The organism is Xanthomonas sp. F1, from assembly GCF_014199855.1.
In genome coordinates, this window is record NZ_JACHOK010000001.1 from 596,208 (window position 1) to 617,835 (window position 21,628).

Genomic DNA, 21,628 nt, shown 5'->3' on the forward strand with positions numbered 1-21,628 from the left:
CCGGCCCGCGCCGGGAGCGTTCGTCGATTCCACGGAGCGTTCCAGGCCATGCCCACCCGCCGCGACATCCTCCACTTCCTCGGCGCCAGCGCCGGCGCCGCGCTGCTGAGCGGGGCGCTGCCGGCCGCCGCTGCGGCATCGGCCTCCGCTGCCCTGCCCAGCAAGCGGCCGCCGCCGGGCAAGCGCCGCTTCGCCAGCGCCGCGGTCGAGCGCCAGTTGCGCACGGTCAAGGCCGGCATCGCCGATCCGCGCCTGGCCTGGCTGTTCGAGAACTGCTACCCCAACACCCTCGACACCACGGTCGAGACCGGCACCCGCAACGGCAAGCCGGACACCTTCGTCATCACCGGCGACATCGAGGCGATGTGGCTGCGCGACTCCTCCGCGCAGGTGCATCCCTACGTGCCGCTGGCCAAGCGCGACCCGGCGCTGCGGCGCATGTTCCATGGGCTGATCCAGCGCCAGGCCGCCTGCATCCGCCTGGATCCCTACGCCAACGCGTTCCTGCCCGACGGCACCAGCCAGCGCCTGAAGTGGTCGGTGGCCGACATCACCGAGATGAAGCCCGGTGTCGGCGAGCGCAAATGGGAAGTGGATTCGCTGTGCTACCCGATCCGCCTGGCGCACGAGTACTGGCGCGCCAGCGGCGATGCCGCGCCGTTCGACGACGACTGGCGCGAAGCCATGCACGTGGTGGTGCGCACCTTCCGCGAGCAGCAGCGCCTGCACGGCCGCGGCCCGTACAGTTTCCAACGGCCCTCGCCCTTGGCCACCGAAACCCTGGTGCTGGACGGCTACGGGCAGCCGACCCGGCCCAACGGCATGATCCACTCGATGTTCCGCCCGTCCGACGACGCCTGCCTGTACCCGCTGTTCGTGCCCGCCAACCTGTTCGCGGTGACCTCGCTGCGGCAACTGGCGACGATGAGCGAGGCGCTGCATCACGACGCCGCCTTCGCCGGGGAATGCCGTGCGCTGGCCGACGAGGTCGAGACGGCCACTCACAAATTCGGGCAGATGCGCGACGCCGACGGCCAGCCGTTCTGGGCCTACGAGGTCGACGGCTACGGCAACCAGTTGTTCATCGACGACGCCAACGCGCCCGGCCTGCTGAGCCTGGCCTACCTGGGCTGCTGCGATCGCCGCGACCCGGTGTTCCTGCGCACCCGGCACCTGGCCTGGAGCGAGCGCAACCCGTACTTCTCCCGCGGCCGCGCGGCCGAAGGCGTGGGCAGCCCGCACAGCGGCCTGGGCACGATCTGGCCGATGTCGCTGATGCAGTACGCGCTGGCCAGCGACGACGACGCGCAGATCCGCCAGTGCCTGCAGTGGCTCAAGACCACCGACGCCGGCAGCGGCTTCATGCACGAAGCCTTCGACAAGGACAACCCGAGCACCTTCACCCGCGACTGGTTCGCCTGGGCCAACACCTTGTTCGGCGAACTGATCATCGACCTGCACCAGCGCAAGCCGCACCTGCTGAAGGCATGACGCGATCACTGCATGTGTGGGAGGGACTTCAGTCCCGACGGGCCTTACCGACAAAGCGTCGGGACTGAAGTCCCTCCCACAACAGCAAACACCCCCACCGCACCGCCGCACACCCCGAGGACAGCACCATGGCCACACGACGCGGTTTCCTGCAGGGCGCCATCGCCCTGGCCCTGTTCGGCAGCAGCGGCATCGCGCGGCTGGCGCAGGCACGCGCCGGCAGCTACGCGCTGCCGGCCGATGCACGCGCCAAGGCCGAGCTCACCCGCAACGTCGACGTGTTCATCGGCACCGGCGGCCACGGCCACACCTTCCCCGGCGCCACGCTGCCGTTCGGCATGGTGCAACTGAGCCCGGACACCTACAACGCCGATTGGGACGCCTGCTCCGGCTACCACGCCGACGACAGCTCGATCATGGGCTTCTCGCACACCCACCTGTCCGGCACCGGCGTCGGCGACATGCTCGATTTCCTGGTGGTGCCGGCCACCGGCCCGGTGAAGCTGCAGCCCGGCACGCGCGAGAACCCCGACGCCGGCTACCGTTCGCGCTACGACCACGCCGACGAAGCCGCCTCGCCCGGCTACTACCGCGTGCGCCTGAAGGACAGCGGCGTGCATGCCGAGCTCACCGCCACCGCGCGCGCCGGCCTGCACCGCTACCACTTCCCCAAGGGCAAGCCGGCGCACCTGCTGCTGGACCTGTGCCACGGCATGCAGGACAAGCCCGAGATCCCCACCCGCGTCGAGGACGCCAGCCTGCGCCTGGTCGACGCGCAGACCGTCACCGGCGGCCGCCGCGTCTACCAGTGGGCCAAGGGCCGCTACATCTACTTCGCGATGCGCCTGTCGCGGCCGTTCGCCAGCGCGCAGCTGTATGCCGACGACCAGCCGCTGGCCGCGAGCGCGCGCAGCGCCGACGGCAATCGGCTGAAGCTGGCCCTGCACTACCCCGATGCCGCCGACGCGCCGCTGCTGGTCAAGGTCGGCATCTCCGCGGTCAGCGCCGAGAACGCCCTGGCCAACCTCGACGCGGAACTGCCCGACTTCGACTTCGCCCGCGTGCACGCCGCCGCCGTCGCCGAATGGGAGAAGGAACTGGGGCGGGTACGCATCGACAGCGACGACGAAGCGCAGCGCCGCATCTTCTACACCGCGCTGTACCACAGCCTGATCGCACCGACCCTGTTCAGCGACACCGACGGCCGCTACCGCGGCATGGACCTGCAGGTGCACCAGGCGCCGACCGGCTACCACAACTACAGCACCTACTCGCTGTGGGACACCTACCGCGCCCTGCATCCCTTGCTGACCCTGGTGCAGCCCGAGCGCGTGCCCGACTTGGTGCAGTGCCTGGTGCGCGGCGCCCACGAATCGCCGCAAGGCGTCGCGATCTGGCCGCTGCAGGGCGTGGAGACCGATTGCATGATCGGCTACCACTCCGCCGTGGTGCTGGCCGAAGCGCATGCCAAGGGCTTCACCGGCATCGACTGGAAAGCCGCCTACCCGGCGTGGCGCAAGCGCGCGATGGACGACGACGTGCACGGCCTGGCGCTGTACCGGCAGATGGGCTACATCCCCTGCGACAAGGTCGACGAATCGGTCAGCCGCACCCTGGAATTCGCCTACGACGACTGGGCGGTAGCGCACCTGGCGCAGGCGGTCGGCGCCGACGACGATGCCAAGCACCTGCGCGAACGCTCGCGGCAGTACCGCAACGTGTTCAACCGCGAGAGCAGGTTCGTACAGCCGCGACTGAGCGACGGCCAGTGGGCCACCCCGTTCGATCCCCGCGCGATGGGCCACAGCGCGCAGTGGCGCGACTTCACCGAGTCCAACGCCTGGCAAGCCACCTTCCTCAACCAGCACGACCTGTACGGCTACATGGACCTGTTCGGCGGCCGCGACAACTTCGTCGCCAAGCTCGACGAACTGTTCACCACCAGCTCCGACCTGCCGGCGGACGCGCCGCCGGATATCGACGGCATGGTCGGCCAGTACGCGCACGGCAACGAACCCAGCCACCACGTCGCCTACCTCTACGCCTACGCCGGGCAGCCGTACAAGACCCAGGCGATGGTGCGGCGGCTGCTGCGCGAGCAGTACCACGACGCGCGCAACGGCCTGTCCGGCAACGAGGACTGCGGGCAGATGAGCGCCTGGTTCGTGCTCAGCGCGCTGGGCCTGTACGCGGTGGACCCGGTCAGCACCAACTACGTGCTCGGCAGCCCGCTGTTCAAGCGCGCCGAACTGGACGTGGGCAACGGCCGCACCCTGCGCATCGTCGCCCACGGCAACAGCCCGGCCAACGTCTACATCCAACGCGCACGCTGGAACGGCAAGCCGTACACCCGCAGCTGGCTGCGCCATGCCGACCTCGCGGCCGGCGGCACGCTGGAGCTTGAGATGGGGCCCAAGCCCAATACCGCCTTCGGTGCCGGCAAGGACGATCTGCCGCCGTCCTTTAGCTGATCCTCGCGTCTCGTAGGAGCGGTTTCAGCCGCGACCGGGGCTTCCCCGAAAGCCCCGGTCGCGGCTGAAACCGCTCCTACAGGTAAAGCCCGAACTCGCCACCGGAAGAAACCCCCACATGCTGCGCCGCTCCCTGTCCGCCCTCGCCCTGTCGCTCCTGCTATCGCTCCCGGCAGCCGCGCAGCCGACTCAAACCACCGCCTGGCCCGCCTTCGCCACCCAGGGCGATCACTTCATCCGCGACGGCAAGCCGTACCAGGTCATTTCCGGCGCCATCCACTTCCAGCGCATCCCGCGCGCCTACTGGAAGGACCGCCTGCAGAAAGCGCGCGCGATGGGCCTGAACACGGTGGAGACCTACGTGTTCTGGAACCTGGTGGAACCGCGGCCGGGCCAGTTCGACTTCACCGGCAACAACGACATCGCCGCCTTCGTCGACGAAGCCGCCGCGCAGGGCCTCAACGTGATCCTGCGCCCCGGCCCCTACGTGTGCGCCGAGTGGGAAGCCGGCGGCTATCCCGCGTGGCTGTTCGCCGAACCCGGCATGCGCGTGCGCAGCCAGGACCCGCGCTTCCTCGCCGCCAGCCAGGCCTACCTGGACGCCCTCGCCGCCCAGGTCAAACCGCGGCTCAACGGCAACGGCGGCCCGATCGTCGCCGTGCAGGTGGAGAACGAATACGGCTCCTACGGCGACGACCACGCCTACATGCGCCGCAACCGCGCCATGTTCGTCCAGGCCGGCTTCGACAAGGCGCTGCTGTTCACCGCCGACGGCCCCGACGTGCTCGCCAACGGCACCCTGCCCGACACCCTGGCCGTGGTGAACTTCGCCCCCGGCGACGCCAAGAACGCCTTCGAGACCCTGGCCAAGTTCCGCCCCGGGCAACCGCAGATGGTCGGCGAATACTGGGCCGGCTGGTTCGACCAGTGGGGCGAGAAGCACGCGGCCACCGATGCCGCCAAGCAGGCCAGCGAATTCGAATGGATCTTGCGCCAGGGCCACTCCGCCAACCTCTACATGTTCGTCGGCGGCACCAGTTTCGGCTTCATGAATGGCGCCAACTTCCAGAAGAACCCCAGCGACCACTACGCCCCGCAGACCACCAGCTACGACTACGACGCCGTCCTTGACGAAGCCGGCCGCCCCACCTCCAAGTTCACCCTGTTCCGCGACGCCATCCAGCGCGTCACCGGCATCGCCCCGCCGGCGCTGCCCAAGCCGATCCGCTTCGCCGAGTTGCCGGCCACGCCGCTGCGCGAATCCGCCTCGCTCTGGGACAACCTGCCCGCCCCGGCCGCCACCACCGACACCCCGCAGCCGATGGAGCGCTACGGCCAGGCCTACGGCTACATCCTCTACCGCACCACCGTCACCGGCCCGCGCAAGGGCAGCCTGTACCTGGGCGAGGTGCGCGACTACGCCCGCGTCTACGTCGATCGCACACCGGCCGGCAGCGCCGAGCGCCGCCTGCAGCAAGTGGCGGTGGACGTGGACATCCCCGCCGGCCCCCACACCCTCGACGTGCTGGTGGAGAACACCGGCCGCATCAACTATGGCGCCCACCTCCCCGACGGCCATGCCGGCCTGGTCGACCCCGTGCTGCTCGACGGCAAACCCCTCACCGGCTGGCAGACCTTCCCCCTGCCGATGGACGACCCGAGCAAGCTCACCGGCTGGACCACCGCCAAGGTCGACGGCCCCGCGTTCCACCGCGGCACGGTGAAGATCGGCACGCCTGCCGATACGTTCCTGGACATGCGCGCCTTCGGCAAAGGCTTTGCCTGGGCCAATGGCCATAACCTGGGACGGCACTGGAAGATTGGGCCGCAGCGGGCGTTGTATTTTCCGGCGCCGTGGCAGCGGAAGGGCGGGAATAGCGTGATTGTGTTTGATTTGGATGGTGTGGCGGAGGCGAGTGTGCGTGGGATTAAAGGGCAGGCTTGGCATACGCCGAGTAACTGAGTTAGTCGTGGAACGCGCCGTGGCATTCCCCATGCCGCCATGCTCCGCCGACGCGGTCTCAGATCCTGCGGCCAGCGGCAGCGGCATCCCCAGCCGGCACCCACTCAGGACGCGCGCCCAACGCAGTGCCCTCCCATTCAACACCGCTCGTCCCGGAGCCGGTGCTGCACCACCCGCATCACATCAAAACCGACCGTCACCCCCGCGCAGACGGGGGCCCAGCGCCTTCCCGCAGCAAAGGCGCAGGACACTGCGCCCCCTCCCCCTGGTCATTCCCGCGAAAGCGGGAAGCGCTCCACAGCGGTCCGAAGGACCGATCATCCAAGGACTTTCGAATCGAACGCGGCGGCGCCCGTTCCCGCCTTCGAGAGCACCAATCGGATGTTCCGAAGAAAACTTTGGCCTTGGGCAGGAACATTACGACGAAGAAGCCCCCTGAAACCCGCTGCGAATCAGCGCCGACCATGCAAGGCCAGTCAATCCAATCCAAGGCGAGACCTCCCTGCCCCACCCCACCTCCCTCATGGATCAGTGCAAGCGCTCGCCGCCCACGGCCTGCGACACCCGCCCCACCGCATAGACCGCCCGCTCCTCGCGCACATCGCTTTTCGGCAATGGATGGCGCAGCGGCTGGCTTTCAATCTGCGTCAGCAGCGTACGCACTTCGGCCACCGCATCGAAGATCACGTCGCCCATTTCGGGCGGCGTCTTGCCGGCGCGCTTGGTCGCATCGCCGACCGCCACCACCCGCGCGTGGGCCGAGACAGTCTCGACCAGCAGGTTGAGCCGGTCGATCTGTTCCAGCGTGACCCGGAATCCGCCGCCCGCTGCTTGCCTCACCTCGGCGATGGCATCGGGCCGGGTAACACCCGTCTTGCCGGTACGTTGCGCTGGGTAGGACACCTCGTCCAGCACCAGGTCCACCTGATCGGCGAGCAGCTCCAGGCAGAACGCCAGTTCGCCCATGCACACCTTCGGCTCGGCGGCACGCTCTTCGGCTTGCGTGCGCGGCTGCGCCATGCGGGCCAGGAACCTGACGTGGTCGCTCAGCCTCGTCAGCCGGAACTGGCTTTCCTCCGGCAGGAAATAGCCAGGCATGTCTTCGTCATCCAAACGGTCGTACGACATCGTTGCCTCCTCGTTCCATCGAAGTGACCCGTCCGCCGCGAACGGCGGACGGGAAGTCGGGAGGCTCGAAACCGCAAACAGTCGGCGGGCTTATTCCCCTTGCGGGTGTTGTATTCGCCGCCCTCCCGACGCAGAGCATCGCGTCGGCTGCGCCTGCAAAGCATGCAGGCACAAAAAAACCACCGGTTTGTCGGAGGTGGGGACCGCTGTTTGCGGAGTTTCGAGGCTCCGTGGGTCGAGAATGCTACTGGCAACCAGCCACGTCAAGACTTCCTTACGCCGACGAACGGTTGATTGCCAGGAACTGCTCAAATGGATAAATAACGACAAAAACCATTCCTACGCCTGCCGATGGATGTAGCCAGATCGCGCGGCACGATAATCACCCTGCATCCAGGCCCGATACCCACAACACCCGGCGTGGCCTACTATTCGCATCACAAGATGCCATTGGCCGCCCTGCCCCTCAGTACGGATACGCGAGTGACTGTCGACAGCAACTTTTCCTTCCTGCAGGAACACGATCCGGTCTTCTTCAAACTGGCCTCGATGGCCGAGCAGGTCTTTGCCAGTGATCCCAACACCACGCTGATCAAGCTCCGGCAGTTCGCCGAAGCACTTGCCCAGGATCTCGCTGGACGTGCCGGCATCATCCACGACCAACGGACAACCCAGGCAGATCTGATCTACCAGCTCGCGCGCGAGCTACGCCTGGACCGGCAGATCCAGGAGCTGTTCCACGTGCTGCGGGTCGAGGGCAACAAGGCGACCCACGGCTTCACCACGCAACACCGCGAAGCGATGGATGGCCTGAAGGTCGCCCGCGACCTGGCGGTCTGGTATCACCGAGCCTTCGGCAGGAACGCCGCCGAATTCAAGGCCGGTGCTTTCGTGCCCCCGAAGGATCCAGCCGCGCCGTTGCGCGAAGTGCAGGCCGAAGTCAATCGCCTCAGAGCGGAGCTGGATACCGCCCGCCAGCAACATGACCAGAGCCAGGCGCTCGCCGAACTCAAGGACCGCGAAGCCAAGCTCAACGCCGATCTCGCCGAAGCGATGGATGTCGAAGCGCGTGCGCAGTCGGCGCTGGCAGTCCAACGCGAAAAGGAATTGCAACGGCTTCGCCAGGACTTCGAACAACGCATCGCCAACCTGCAACAACCCGACACCGGCCGCCAGGCCACCACCCAACAGGTCGCCGGCGCCACACAGCAGGCCAGCAACAACTTCGACCTCAGCGAAGACCTCACCCGCATCCTGATCGACCAACAGCTGCGCGAGGCCGGCTGGGAAGCAGACTCGCTCGACCTCACCCACGCCAAGGGCATCCGCCCGGAAAAAGGTCGCAACCTCGCCATCGCCGAATGGCCCACCAAGGTGCCGCGCGCCAACGCCGACTATGTGCTGTTCGCCGGCCTCACCCCGGTCGCCATCGTCGAGGCCAAGCGCAAGCAGATCAACATCGCCGACCGGATTCCCCAGGCCGAGCGCTACGCGCGCGACTTCGTGATACGTGGCGAGCTAGCCCCCGCCTACCCGGCCGCCACCTCGATCGCAGGCTGGGCCGATGGCCAGGGCGGCCAATTCCAGGTGCCGCTGGCATTCGCCTGCAATGGCCGTCCTTTCGTGAAACAGCTGGCCGAGCAATCGGGCATCTGGTTCCGCGACCTGCGCTCACCGGCCAACCTGCGGCGCCCGCTGCAGAAGTTCCACACGCCCGAGGACATCGCCGATCTGCTCACCCGCGATCGCGACCAGGCCGAGCGCGACCTGGCCCAGGAAGGCTTCGCCTACCTCAACCTGCGCGACTACCAGCAGCGCGCGATCCAGGCAGTGGAAGGCGCGCTGGCATCGGGCTCACGTAACTGCCTGCTGGCGATGGCGACCGGCACCGGCAAGACGCGCACAATGATTGGCCTGATCTACCGCCTGCTCAAGGCCGAGCGCTTCCACCGGATTCTGTTCCTGGTCGACCGCTCCGCGCTCGGCACCCAGGCCACCGAGACGATGCAGGACATGCAGCTGGAGCAGAACCAGACGCTGGCGCAGATCTACAACCTCGATGGCCTGGACGATACCCGCACCGCGGATGAGACCCGCGTGCAGGTCGCCACGGTGCAGGCGATGGTCCGGCGCATTTTCCAATCCGATGACCCGCCACCGATCGGCACCTTCGACTGCATCGTCGTCGACGAGGCCCACCGCGGTTACACCCTCGACCAGGAAATGACCGAAGGCGAACTGGCCGTGCGCGACCACGCGCAATACCTGTCGCAATACCGCCGCGTGCTCGACTATTTCGATGCCTGCCGTATCGGCCTGACCGCCACGCCGGCCAAGCACACCACCGAAATCTTCGGCAAGCCGATCTACACCTACAGCTACCGCGAAGCAGTGGCAGATGACTGGCTGATCGACCACGAGCCGCCCATCCGCTACACCACCGCGCTCGGCAAGAACGGCATCCACTTCGATCGCGGCGAGCGTGTCAGCGTCATCAACACGCAGACCGGCGAAGTCGATACCGCAGACCTGGAAGACGAACTCGACTTCAATATCGAGTCGTTCAACCGGCGTGTGATCACCGCGGACTTCGACCGGGTCGTCTGCGAGCAGCTCGCCATAGAACTGGACCCGGACGGCGAGGAAAAGACCCTGATCTTCTGCGTCAGCCAGTCCCACGCCGAACGCGTCAAGAACCAGCTGGACGAGGCCTTCAAACAGGTCCATGGCAATTACTACAACCAGGCCAGCGTCGCGGTGATCACCGGCAAAAGCGACAAGGTCGACCAGCTGATCCGCAACTACAAGAACGAGCGCTACCCCAATATCGCCATCACCATCGACCTGCTGACCACCGGCATCGATGTGCCGCGTATCGCCAACTTGGTGTTCATGCGCCGGGTCCGCTCGCGCATCCTCTACGAACAGATGAAAGGCCGCGCCACCCGCCGCTGCGACGACATCGGCAAGACCGTGTTCCGCATCTTCGATCCGGTCGATCTGTACGCCGCGCTCGAAGACGTCGACACCATGCGTCCGCTGGTCAAGGACCCCAACATCAGCATCGAGCAGCTGGTCCACGAGCTCGGCCAGCAGCGCAGCTTCGATGCCCCCGGCAGCAACGGCGGCAGCCATGCCGACGACGCGCTCGACCAGTTGAGCCAGCGCATCATGCGCGTGCTGCGCAAGGCCCAGCATCGCGCCGAGCAGCGCCCGGATCTGCGCGAAAAGCTCAGCGAGCTGGAAACCTCCTGGGGCGTGGCGCCCGCCGTGCTGCACACCCACCTGCACAAGCTCGGCGCGCGCAATGCCGCCAGCTTCCTCCGCGAACACCCGCGCCTGGTGGAGCAGTTAGCGGAAGTCGGCGTGCTGCTGGGCACGGACCGCTATCCGGTCATTTCGGAACACACTGACACCCTGCTCGAACGCGCACAGAACTACGGCGTCAACGAAGCCCCGGCCGATTACCTGGACAGTTTCAACGCCTTCATCCGCGAGCAGATCAATCAGTCCGCCGCGCTCAGCGTCATCGTCAACCGCCCCCGCGACCTCACCCGCGCCCAGCTGCGTGAGGTACGCCTGCTGCTCGACCAGCACGGCTACAGCGAGGCCCACCTGCGCGGCGCGTGGCGCGACAGCACCCAGCAGGAGGTCGCTGCCAGCATCATCGGCTACATCCGCCGTGCCGCGCTGGGCGAGGCATTGGTGCCGTTCGAGCAGCGCGTCGACAAGGCCATGCAGGGCATCTATGCCCAGCGCAGCTGGACGCTGGTGCAGCGGCGCTGGCTCAAGCGGCTGGCCCAGCAACTGATACACGAGGTGGTGATGGACCGCGACACCGTACAACGCAACTTCAGCGGCGACGGCGGCGCCCTGCAGTTGGACCGCCTGCTCGATGGCCGGCTGGACCAGATCTTGGGCGATCTGGGCGAGCATCTGTGGGATCAGACGGGCTGAGTTGGTAGTTCACACTGGCGTATGAGCCGATTAGCCGGGATAATCGGCTCACCCAAAGAGCCAATTAACCCAGCCAATCGGCTCACCCATGCCCAACCGGATCACCGATCCCCGCCCCCGCTGGATCTGGCAGCAGCCCGACTGGCCTCGCTTCCACTGGCAGGCCGATGCCCTGGCGGCACTGTTGCGCGACTGCCAGCACGCCCACGGCCAGCTGCTCGGCATGGCCGGCGCGGTCGCCGGCGACCAGCAGGCCGCCGAAGCACTGGACACCCTGCTCTCCAACATCGTCACCTCCTCGGCCATCGAGGGCGAGCGGCTGGATGTCGGCTCTGTACGCTCCTCGCTGGCCCGCCATCTGGGCCTGACCGAAGACAGCCCGCGCCGCACCACTGGCCGCAGCGAGGGGCTGGCCGAGCTGATGCTAGACGCCACAGGCCACGCCGACACCCCGCTGGACCTGCCCCGCCTGCTGCAATGGCACCGCTGGCTGTTTGCCGAACAGGACAGCCTGCTGCCCACGCGCATCCGCATCGGCGCGCTACGTGGCGATGAACCGATGCAGGTCGTCTCCGGCCGCCTCGACCGCCCCACCGTCCACTTCGAAGCCCCGCCACGCGACGGCCTGGACGCCCAGCTCGCCGCCTTCCTCGACTGGTTCGCCAGCTCGCGCACCGACCCCACGCTAGACCCACTTCTGCGCGCCGGCATTGCCCACCTGTGGTTCGTCACCCTGCACCCGTTCGACGACGGCAATGGCCGCCTCACCCGCGCACTGACCGATCTCGCGCTCGCCCAGTCGCAACCACAGGCGATCCGCTTCCACGCGCTGTCGGCGAGCATCCTCGCCGACCGCAGCGGCTACTACCGCAGCCTGGAAACTACCCAGAAAGGTCTGCTCGATATCACCCACTGGTTGCACTGGTTCCTCACCACCCTGCACGACAGCCTGGTGCAGGCACTGCACCGCATCGATCGGGTATTGGCTAAAGCACGCTTCTGGCAGTTGCACCACGCCCAGCCGTTGTCCGCCGAACAGGTCAAGGTGCTCAACCGTCTGCTCGATGGCGGCGAGCGCGGCTTCGAACACGGCATCAGCGCCTCGCAATACCAGGCCGTGGCCAAGGTCTCCAAGGCCACCGCCACCCGCCATCTGGCCGACCTGCTGGAAAAAGGCTGCCTGCGCCGCCTGCCCGGCAGTGGCCGCAGCACCCGTTACGCCATCAACACGCCGGCCTCCAGCATCGCGCTGCCGGCCCGCATCACTTCAGAACAGGGCAGCACCCCATGACCCATAACGACATCGTCCAGAAACTCTGGAACCTCTGCGACGTCCTGCGCGACGACGGGATCAACTACAGCGACTACGTCACCGAGCTGGTGCTGTTGCTGTTCGTCAAAATGGAATACGAGCAGGTACAGAACAATCCCAACTTCGAGCACAAGCTGCCTGAAGGCAGCCGCTGGCCGGATCTGAAAAGCAAGTCTGGTCGCAACCTGCTCATTCACTACCGGCAGATGCTGCTGAACCTGGGCCAGAGCAGTGATCCGATGATCGCCGCCATCTACGCCGATGCGCAGACCCGCCTCAAGGAACCGCGCCATCTGGAAACCCTGGTCACCGCGCTGGACGGGTTGGACTGGTTCAGCGCGCGCCAGGATGGCCTGGGCGACCTCTACGAAGGCCTGCTGCAGAAGAACGCCAACGAGACCAAATCCGGCGCCGGCCAGTACTTCACCCCGCGCGCGCTTATCGACGCCATCATCCGCTGCCTGCAGCCGCAGCCCGGCGAAACCCTGCAGGATCCGGCCGCCGGTACCGCCGGCTTTCTGATCGCCGCCGATGCGTACATCAAGGCCAATACCGACGACCTGTACACGCTGGACGACAAGGCCCGCCGCTTCCAGCAGCACAAGGCCTATACCGGCATGGAGCTGGTGCCCGGCACGCGCCGCCTGGCGCTGATGAACTGCCTGCTGCACGGCATGTCCGGCGAAGGCGCCGGCGTGGTCCAACTCGGCAACAGCCTCGGCAATGCCGGCGCCGCCTTGCCCAAGGCGGACATCATCCTGTCCAATCCGCCCTTCGGCACCGCCAAGGGCGGCGGCGGCCCCACCCGTGACGACCTCACCTACAAGACCAGCAACAAGCAGCTCGCCTTCCTGCAGCATATCTACCGTGGCCTGAAGCCCGGTGGCCGCGCCGCCGTGGTACTACCGGACAACGTGCTGTTCGAGGCCGGCGTCGGCACCGACATCCGCCGCGACCTGATGGACAAGTGCAACCTGCACACCCTGCTGCGCCTGCCCACCGGCATCTTCTACGCGCAGGGCGTCAAGACCAATGTGCTGTTCTTCCAGAAAGGCACCGCCGCCAACCCGCGCCAGGACACCGGCTGCACGCAAGCCACGTGGGTCTACGACCTGCGCAGCAACATGCCCAGCTTCGGCAAGCGCACCCCGTTCGGGCCGGCGCATCTGAAACCGTTCGAGGAGGCCTACGGTACCGATCCCAACGGCGCCAGCCCGCGCGCCGATGAAGGCGAGCAAGGCCGCTTCCGTTGCTTCACCCGCGCCCAGATCGCCGAGCGCGGCGACTCGCTGGATATCAGCTGGCTCAAGGACGCCGACAGCGTCGATGCCAATAGCCTGCCCGCACCCGAAGTGCTGGCCGCCGAAGCGATGGCCGAACTCAGCGAAGCCCTACGCGAACTCGACGCCCTGATGCAGGCGCTGGGCGCCGGTGATGAGGCGCTGGAACAGAAGCGGCTGCTGGCCGAGGTGATGGGGCTGGAAGTGACGAGTGGTGAGGTGGACGGTGAGTGAGTTGCCGGTTGGGTGGGCGACATGCTCAGTGGGAGACATCTTTGACGTCGTTGGTGGCGGCACACCGCCAGCAGCCGATGCAGGCAATTTTAGTAATGCCGGGACAGCACATGCCTGGCTGACACCCGCAGACCTGAGCGGCTACAAGAAGAAACTCATCTCGCATGGCGCGCGGGACCTTTCTGCCAAAGGCATGGCAGCAAGCTCAGCCAAGCTCATGCCTGCGGGAAGCGTGCTATTCACCAGTCGCGCACCGATCGGCTATGTCGCTATTGCGGAAGGTGAAATTTCTACAAATCAGGGATTCAAGAGCTTCATCTTGCCTGACGACTTCGATCCGAGCTATGTCTACTACTACCTGAAAAGCATCCGCAACCTGGCCGAGAGTCGAGGCACCGGAACCACCTTCAAAGAACTTTCTGGAGCCGCGACAAAAGAACTTCCTTTTGTCATTGCGCCGCTCGCAGAGCAAAAGCGCATCGCGCAGAAGCTGGATGCGCTGCTGGCCCAGGTCGACATCCTCAAGACCCGTATCGATGCCATCCCCGCCCTCCTCAAGCGATTTCGCCAGTCCGTACTGACTTCCGCAGCGACGTGCGAGCTGACAAGCGAATGGCGCGCGACGCAAGGTTTGGATGATCCCGTCCCAACGAAGCTGGGCGAGCTCATCCGAAAGGGGCCGCAGAACGGGCTATATAAGCCATCAAGCACATACGGCTCCGGAATAAAGATCGTCAGGATTGATGGCTTCTATTCCGGCGAGCTAAGGGATTGGCACTCTTTCCGGTCTCTCCAACTCGACACACGCGAAGAACAGGTGTGGGCGCTCAACGTAGGTGACATCCTCATCAATCGCGTCAACAGCATCGAATATCTCGGCAAGTGCGCGCTTGTGCGCTCGCTCCCAGGACCGACGGTTTTTGAAAGCAATATCATGCGAATAGTCGTCGATGAGCGGGTGATCGAACCCGAATTCTTGATGCGTGCATTGAGCGCCGAGATTGGACGTGCAAGGCTAATCGGCAACGCGAAGCATGCAGTCAATCAGGCAAGCATCAATCAGGGGGACGTCAGAGCCTGCCCGATTCTGGTCCCCACTTTGTCCGAACAAACCGAAATCGTCAGCCGCGTCGAACAGCTCTTTGCCTACGCTGACCAGCTGGAAGCCAAGGTCGCCGCTGCCCAGCAGCGCATCGACGCGCTGACCCAGAGCCTGCTCGCCAAAGCCTTCCGCGGCGAACTGGTGCCACAGGACCCCACCGACGAACCGGCCAGCGTGCTGCTGGAACGCATCCGCGCCCAGCGCGCCGCCACGCACAAACCCAAGCGCGGCCGCAAGCCGGCCGCACACTGACTTTCTTTATTCATCACATCCATCACAAGGAAGCGAAGCACATGACCACATTCGACAGCACCAAACTGCCATTGAAGGACCTACTCAAGGACGTCGTCCAAGGCAAGATCCAGCTACCGGATTTCCAGCGCGGCTGGGTCTGGGATGACGAGCATGTGCGCAGCCTGCTGGTCAGCCTGGGGCGCTCGTTCCCGGTGGGTGCAGTGATGCTGCTGGAAACCGGCGGCGAGGTGCGCTTCCAGGTCCGCCCGGTGGAGAACGTGCCGCTGGAAGGACTGGCCGCGCCGGAGAAGCTGATCCTCGATGGCCAGCAGCGTCTGACTACGCTGACCCAGGTGCTCAAGCTGTCCGGCCCGGTCAAGACCACCACCGACAAAGGCAAGCCGGTCGACCGCCACTACTACATCCACATCCCCACCGCGCTGGCCGGCCCGGACCGGCTGGACGAGGCCATCATCGCCACCGACGGCAGCCGCCAGCAGCGCAGCGATTTCGGCCGCAGGCTGGATCTTGATCTGTCCACGCGCGAGCTGGAGTGCACACAGCTGTATTTCCCGTGCTCGGAGATCCTGGAGGCGATGGGCTGGCTGCAGGATCTCTACGAACACAACGCCGAAGCGGTGGCGCAGTTCTTCGAATTCAAGAAGCAGGTACTCGACGCCTACAACGAGTACCAGATTCCGCTGATCGTGCTGAAGAAAGAAACCAGCAAGGAAGCGGTGTGCCTGGTGTTCGAGAAGGTCAACACCGGTGGCGTCCCGCTATCGGTGTTCGAGCTGGTGACCGCCAGCTACGCTGCCGATGGCTACAACCTGCGCGACGACTGGTATGGCAGCGAGCTGCGTAAGGTGTCCTCGCGCTACAAGCGGCTGGCCAAGGAACCCATCCTGCGCGGGGTGGAGAACACCGACTTTCTGCAGGCGGTGACCATGCTGCACACGCTGGAAAAGCGCCGTGCCGATATCGAGGCCGGCAAGACCGGCAAGCAGGTGGCCCCGGTCAGCGCCAAGCGCGCATCGGTGCTGGAACTACCGCTGGATGCCTACAAGCGCTGGGCTGACCCCGTTGAACAAGGCTTCCTGCGTGCGGCCAAGTTCCTGCGCCAGGAATGCTTCACTGCGCCACGCGACCTGCCTTACCGCACCCAGCTGGCGCCGTTGGCGGCGGTGCTGGCATTGATCGGCGCCGACGAGCACTGGCGCGAGCCGCGCATCCACCAGAAGCTGGCGCAATGGTTCTGGTGCGGCGTGCTGGGCGAACTCTACGGCGGTGCGGTGGAGACGCGTATCGCCAACGATGTCGACGAGCTGCTGGACTGGATCGAGCACGACGGCCAACCGCCGCGCACGATTGCCGACGCCACCTTCCAAATCGACCGCCTCGCCTCGCTGACCTCGCGCCTGAGCGCCGCCTACAAAGGCATCAACGTGCTGGTGCTGCGCGAAGGCGCACAGGACCTGTTCTGGAAATCGCGCATCCGCGACCTGGAAGCCGACGAGGTGGCGCTGGACATCCACCATATCTTCCCGCGCGACTGGTGCGAGAAGCAGAACATCGCGCGTCGGCGCTACGACTCAATCATCAACAAGACGCCGATCTCCTATAAAGCCAACCGCATGATCGGCGGGTCCGCCCCGTCCAGCTATCTGACCGCCCTGCAGGCCCACAAGCAGGTCCAGTTGGACAACGCCGGCATGGACGCGCTGCTGGCCAGTCACCGCATCCCGGTTGACGCCCTGCGTGCCGACGATTTCGACAGCTTCTGCGATCAGCGCCAGCAAAATCTGCTGGCGCTGATCGAAGCGGCAATGCGAAAGCGTGCGGCGTCCGCGGATATGGAGACCGACTGAAAGGCCGGCGCTCTGACACCCAGGGCGGTTATCGAGCTCCGCCGGCTTATCAACTGCGACTCAGCAAATAGAAGCGGGGCGACCAGCGCCCCGCTTTTTATGTCGTCAGTCTGATGCCCTCCTGCACGACGCCTCAGGCAAACGGATCCTGCAACACCATCGTGTGATCCCGATCCGGGCCGGTGGAGACGATGCTGATCGGGCAGCCGGCCAGTTCCTCCAGCGCGCGCAGGTAGGCGCGGGCGGCGGGCGGCAGTTCGTCCCACACGGTGATGCCGTGGGTGTTCTCGCTCCAGCCCGGGAACTCCAGGTACACCGGGGTGCACTCTTCCCAGCCCTGCGCGTCCAGCGGCGCGTACTCGGTGCGCTTGCCGCGGTATTCGTAGGCGATGCACACCTTCAGCTTCTCCATGCCGTCGAGTACGTCGAGCTTGGTGATGCACAGGCCGGAGATGCCGTTGATGGCCACCGCCCGCTTCAGCGCGATGATGTCCATCCAGCCGCAGCGGCGCGGACGGCCGGTGGAAGCGCCGTACTCGGCACCGCGGTCGCGGATGCCCTGGCCGATTTCGTCGTCCAGTTCGGTCGGGAACGGGCCGCCGCCGACGCGGGTGGCATAGGCCTTGGCGATGCCCAGCACGTAGTCGATGTCCTGTGCACCGACGCCGGTCCCGGCCAGCGCGCCGCCGACGGTGGTGTTGGAGCTGGTGACGTAGGGATAGGTGCCGTGGTCGATGTCCAGCAGCGCACCCTGCGCGCCTTCGAACAGCACGCGCTTGCCCTGCTTGCGCAGGTCGTGAAGGATGCCGGCCACGTCGGACTTCATCGGCTGCACGTACTCGCCGAAGGCCAGCGCTTCGTCGAAGGTCTTCTGTAAGTCGACCGCTTCCACGCCCAGGTACTTGGTCAGCACGAAGTTGTGGTAGTCCAGCGCGGTGCGCAGCAGCTCTTCCAGCTGCGGCGGGTAATGCAGGTCGGCGACGCGGATGCCGCGGCGCGCCACCTTGTCTTCGTAGGCCGGGCCGATGCCGCGACCGGTGGTGCCGATGGCCTTGCCGCCGGCAGCCCTCTCGCGGGCCTGATCCAGGGCGATGTGGGTGGTACGGCATGATCAGCGGCGCGGCCGGCGAGATCTTCAGGCGCGAACGCACTTCCACGCCGGAGGTCTCCAGCTCCTCGATCTCCTTGCGCAGCGCGGCCGGGGAGATCACCACGCCGTTGCCGATCAGGCACAGCGCGTCGGCGCGCAGGATGCCGGACGGGATCAGGTGCAGGATGGTCTTCTTGCCGTTGATGACGAGGGTGTGGCCGGCATTGTGGCCGCCCTGGAAACGCACGACGGCGCCGATTTCCTCGGTGAGCAGATCGACGATCTTGCCCTTGCCTTCATCGCCCCACTGGGCACCGAGTGAAAACAGGGGTCAGAGGAGTGAAAACAGTGAAAACAGGGGTCAGGAAAACAGGGGTCAGAGTGCACTTTTCTCTCCTAACAGTCTGAGCTTCGGTGGCCGCCCCATCCTTACCGCAGGACCGGCACGACGGCCAAGCTGACGTTCAATCGCCTCACGGAAGCGGTCATTCCCCAACACATGTTGACGCTGCAAATTGAGACGGATGGCTGCTGTCTCGTCCGGGCCGATGGCCTCCAGGACAAAGCGGCGATAGTGGTCTGCGCGTTGGTCAGCTGCGGCCATGGCTAGATAACTCCCATGCGGTTGCACCAATGCATTGGCTTGGCCGAGGCCGTTGCAGCAATGGCTCGACCAGCGATAGTCCGCCGGATCGGACACAATGCCAGCCCGCACGGGATTGAGTTCGATGTAGCGGTAACAGCGGAGCAGATAGGTCTCATCTTGCACCAGGCATGACTTGTAGCGACCTTCCCACAGGGTGCCGGTGCGAAGGTATTGCGTATTGATGTAGCGCACGTAGCGGCGACCCAGTGACTGCATCAGTGTTGACACCGTACCGGCCTGCTTGCTGGTGAGCAGCAAATGCACGTGATTGGTCATCAGCACATAGGCATGCACGGCGATGTCGAGCTTGAGCGACAACTCGCGCAGATCCTGCAGATAGCGTATCCGATCGATATCGATGAAAAAGCAGGGCTGACGGTCATTGCCTCGCTGCACGATATGCTGGGCGAAGCCAGGGAGATCCAGTCGGGGACGGCGTGGCATGCGCGCTCCTTCGCGGTAGGTAAGCTAAGCGTCGCGCATCCAAACCGGCCACCCCATCGGGCGATGCCTGGAGCTTGCGTAGGAGAAGTGCACTCTGACCCCGGTTTGACGGCAGCTGACTGTGGGGCGACAAGTCTGCGGCCGTACTCACTGAAACAACAAGCTGCGCTGTCTGGATACCGCCCTGACCTCAACCAAGCAGCCGTGCCGAACTTCCAAATCTCCGAATTTCCGCAGCTTCGCCAAGCACACCAATTGGATGGGGCGGTCATCTCCACCCAAGCAGAGAATCTATGCGCGCTATGTTTCTATCCAACCGCTCACCGTGCCCCTTGGGCAACAGATCATTGCGAACCAACTGCTCGTAGTTCGAGGCACAGGCACCATTCAAGCAAGACCCTTCAATGACCGCCGATCCAGCACCACACTCCGCACCCATCCGACACGCGACGATTCCCCAGGCATATGCGGATGTCTCATCCCCAGCAACGGCCTCAAACGGCCCCAGTTCTGCATCGGACGACTGAGTCGACAGCAGATCCGCAAGTTCGAACATCGCTTCGGAATCCCGCCTCTCGACCGCCGCCTGCACCAGATCGGCAACACTCTCCCTTGTCTCGCCCGCATATCTCACATGAAATCTTATTTTTGCAGCCAGATTTCCTGAAGCCGCAGATGCCTTCAACCATTCCTTTTGCGCATCCAGCGGAATGGGAGAACCACCTTCAACCAACGCGCAGTCGTCTGCAATGCGCCTGGCAGTTGCCTTCATGGCGGCGGCAGCTTTGCCCACCTGAAGTGCCATGGCATCCACACCGGAGAGATACTGCTGCCGAGACATGCTGACGGGAAAGCAGCGATCGTACATCCGGGACAGCTCCAATTGAGCCGCTGCATCCCCACGCAACGCCTTATCCTTTACCGCTTCAAACCTGGACAGATATTCCGCCGATCGCGATCTGGCGACACCAGATTCGACATGGACACTGTCACCTGGCGTTCCCCTGGGTTCGACCGCAGAGGAAATTGACACCTCATCGCCGCTGAGATCGCCAACCCGTTTCTCGCCTCCGACAACACCACGCACCATCAGCCCTGCGATGAGGGCGATAATGACCAGAGAAACGGGCAGGTACTTTTTAACGCTACCCCCAGATATAGCGCGTAAAGGCAGGACATTGAGGATGCCGCTAAGCGCTGCCGTCACCAGACATCCGTGACGCCTGAGCCCCGTTGCGCGTGAAGCCTACCACCACGAGCAGCGTTCCATGCTGCTCGTCGGCCAAGAGACCGCCATCGAAGATCGCCAGGGCCGTGCAACGGCGTTGGCAACCTCCTGCCTCGGCCCTGTCTTCCTTCGCCCGCCCGATTCAAATCGACAAGCACAACTTCCCAAAATGCTTCCCCGCCGCCTGGTGCGCAAATGCATCGGCAATATCTTCCAGCGCGAAGGTCTGGTCGACCACCGGCTTGAGGCCGGTGGCGTCGAGGGCGCGGACCATGTCGCGCTGGTGGCTGCGGCTGCCGACGATCAGCCCTTGCAGGGTCTGGTGGCGTTGCATCAGCGCCACGGTCGGCACCTGGCCGGCAATGCCGGTCAGTACGCCGATCAAGGCGATATGGCCGCCGATGCGGCAGGCCTGGATGGATTGCCCCAGCGTGTCGGGGCCGCCCACTTCGATCACCACATCGACGCCGCGGCCGTTGGTGTAGTCGAGCACCTTGGCCGCCCAGTCGGTGTCGCGGCGGTAATTGATGGTGAAATCGGCGCCCAGTGCGTGCGCACGTGCCAGCTTCTCGTCGGAGGACGAGGTGGCGATCACGCTGGCGCCCATGTGCTTGGCGAACTGCAGCGCGAAGATCGACACGCCGCCGGTGCCGAGCACCAGCACGGTGTCGCCGGCCTTTAGCCGCGCGTCCACCACCAGCGCGCGCCATGCGGTGAGCCCGGCGGTGGTCAGCGTCGCCGCTTCGGCGTGGCTGTAGCCGCGCGGTGCATGCGTGAACCAGTGCGCGGGGCGCACCACGGTGTCGCGGGCGTAGCCGTCGACGCCGTCGCCGGGCACGGTCGCGAAATCGGCGATGGTCGGTCCGCCATCCAGCCAGGTCGGGAAGAAGGTCGAGACGACCGCGTCGCCCACGGCGAACTCCTCCACGCCTTCGCCCACCGCCTCGACCACGCCGGCGCCGTCGGACATCGGGATGCGGCCGTCGGCGCTGGGCATGCGTCCGGTCACCACGCCCAGGTCGTGGAAGTTGAGCGAGCTGGCATGCACGCGCACGCGGAGTTCGCCGGCGCCCGGCTGGCCGGGATCGGGCAGATCGACGAGGCGGAGGTTCTCGAGGCCAGCGGGCTGGCGCAGGGTGATGGCTTTCATGAGCGCGATGTCCTTGGGGAGAGGTGGCGA

The 21,628-nt window shown here is 65.5% G+C and carries 12 protein-coding genes and 1 pseudogene; 8 read left to right on the forward strand and 5 right to left on the reverse strand.

What is annotated here, in order from left to right; translation table 11 throughout:
• Positions 1 to 48: 48 nt before the first annotated feature.
• From GGR71_RS02555 to GGR71_RS02565, 3 genes are all read left to right on the forward strand, one after another.
• Positions 49 to 1,491 carry a glycoside hydrolase family 125 protein gene (locus tag GGR71_RS02555; RefSeq protein ID WP_160959817.1) on the forward strand — a complete coding sequence of 481 codons (1,443 nt, stop codon included), beginning with the start codon at positions 49 to 51 and terminating at the stop codon, positions 1,489 to 1,491.
• Between the two features lie 128 nt (positions 1,492 to 1,619).
• Positions 1,620 to 3,962 (forward strand): GH92 family glycosyl hydrolase, encoded by a 2,343-nt coding sequence (locus GGR71_RS02560; RefSeq protein WP_160959814.1) that lies wholly within the window; start codon positions 1,620 to 1,622, stop codon positions 3,960 to 3,962.
• A gap of 118 nt (positions 3,963 to 4,080) precedes the next feature.
• Positions 4,081 to 5,925, forward strand: a complete 1,845-nt coding sequence (locus GGR71_RS02565) for a glycoside hydrolase family 35 protein (protein WP_160959812.1) — start codon at positions 4,081 to 4,083, stop codon at positions 5,923 to 5,925.
• Positions 5,926 to 6,453: 528 nt separating this feature from the next.
• On the opposite strand, the gene GGR71_RS02570 is transcribed toward GGR71_RS02565, so the two are convergent.
• Positions 6,454 to 7,053 (reverse strand): XAC0095 family protein, encoded by a 600-nt coding sequence (locus GGR71_RS02570; RefSeq protein ID WP_160959810.1) that lies wholly within the window; start codon positions 7,051 to 7,053, stop codon positions 6,454 to 6,456.
• Between the two features lie 483 nt (positions 7,054 to 7,536).
• On the opposite strand from GGR71_RS02570, the gene hsdR reads away from it, so the two are divergent.
• The 5 genes from hsdR (at position 7,537) to GGR71_RS02595 (ending at position 17,040) form a co-directional block, all read left to right on the forward strand.
• The gene (gene hsdR / locus GGR71_RS02575) at positions 7,537 to 11,010 is read left to right on the forward strand and encodes a type I restriction-modification system endonuclease (protein ID WP_160959807.1); all 3,474 of its coding nucleotides are present in this window, start codon (positions 7,537 to 7,539) and stop codon (positions 11,008 to 11,010) included.
• Positions 11,011 to 11,098: 88 nt separating this feature from the next.
• On the forward strand, positions 11,099 to 12,301 hold the full coding sequence (locus GGR71_RS02580; protein ID WP_160959804.1) for a Fic family protein: 1,203 nt from the start codon (positions 11,099 to 11,101) through the stop codon (positions 12,299 to 12,301).
• Positions 12,298 to 13,836 carry a class I SAM-dependent DNA methyltransferase gene (locus GGR71_RS02585; protein ID WP_160959801.1) on the forward strand — a complete coding sequence of 513 codons (1,539 nt, stop codon included), beginning with the start codon at positions 12,298 to 12,300 and terminating at the stop codon, positions 13,834 to 13,836. Before GGR71_RS02580 ends, GGR71_RS02585 begins: the two co-directional genes overlap by 4 nt.
• Positions 13,829 to 15,190, forward strand: a complete 1,362-nt coding sequence (locus GGR71_RS02590; protein WP_160959798.1) for a restriction endonuclease subunit S — start codon at positions 13,829 to 13,831, stop codon at positions 15,188 to 15,190. The genes GGR71_RS02585 and GGR71_RS02590 overlap by 8 nt, the downstream gene beginning before the upstream one ends.
• Positions 15,191 to 15,231: 41 nt before the next feature.
• A complete protein-coding gene (locus tag GGR71_RS02595; protein ID WP_160959795.1) occupies positions 15,232 to 17,040 on the forward strand; it encodes a GmrSD restriction endonuclease domain-containing protein in 1,809 nt (602 codons plus the stop codon).
• Between the two features lie 133 nt (positions 17,041 to 17,173).
• Here GGR71_RS02595 and GGR71_RS02600 read toward each other — a convergent pair.
• The 4 genes and pseudogenes from GGR71_RS02600 to GGR71_RS02615 form a co-directional block, all read right to left on the reverse strand.
• Positions 17,174 to 18,458, reverse strand: a pseudogene (locus GGR71_RS02600) (adenylosuccinate synthase).
• 48 nt (positions 18,459 to 18,506) lie between these two features.
• Entirely contained in the window at positions 18,507 to 19,220 is a 714-nt protein-coding gene (locus GGR71_RS02605; protein ID WP_160963579.1) for a transposase, read from the reverse strand.
• A 268-nt stretch (positions 19,221 to 19,488) separates the two neighbouring features.
• A complete protein-coding gene (locus GGR71_RS02610; RefSeq protein ID WP_160963581.1) occupies positions 19,489 to 20,427 on the reverse strand; it encodes a hypothetical protein in 939 nt (312 codons plus the stop codon).
• 163 nt (positions 20,428 to 20,590) lie between these two features.
• Positions 20,591 to 21,598 carry a zinc-dependent alcohol dehydrogenase family protein gene (locus tag GGR71_RS02615; protein WP_160963583.1) on the reverse strand — a complete coding sequence of 336 codons (1,008 nt, stop codon included), beginning with the start codon at positions 21,596 to 21,598 and terminating at the stop codon, positions 20,591 to 20,593.
• Positions 21,599 to 21,628 lie beyond the last annotated feature (30 nt).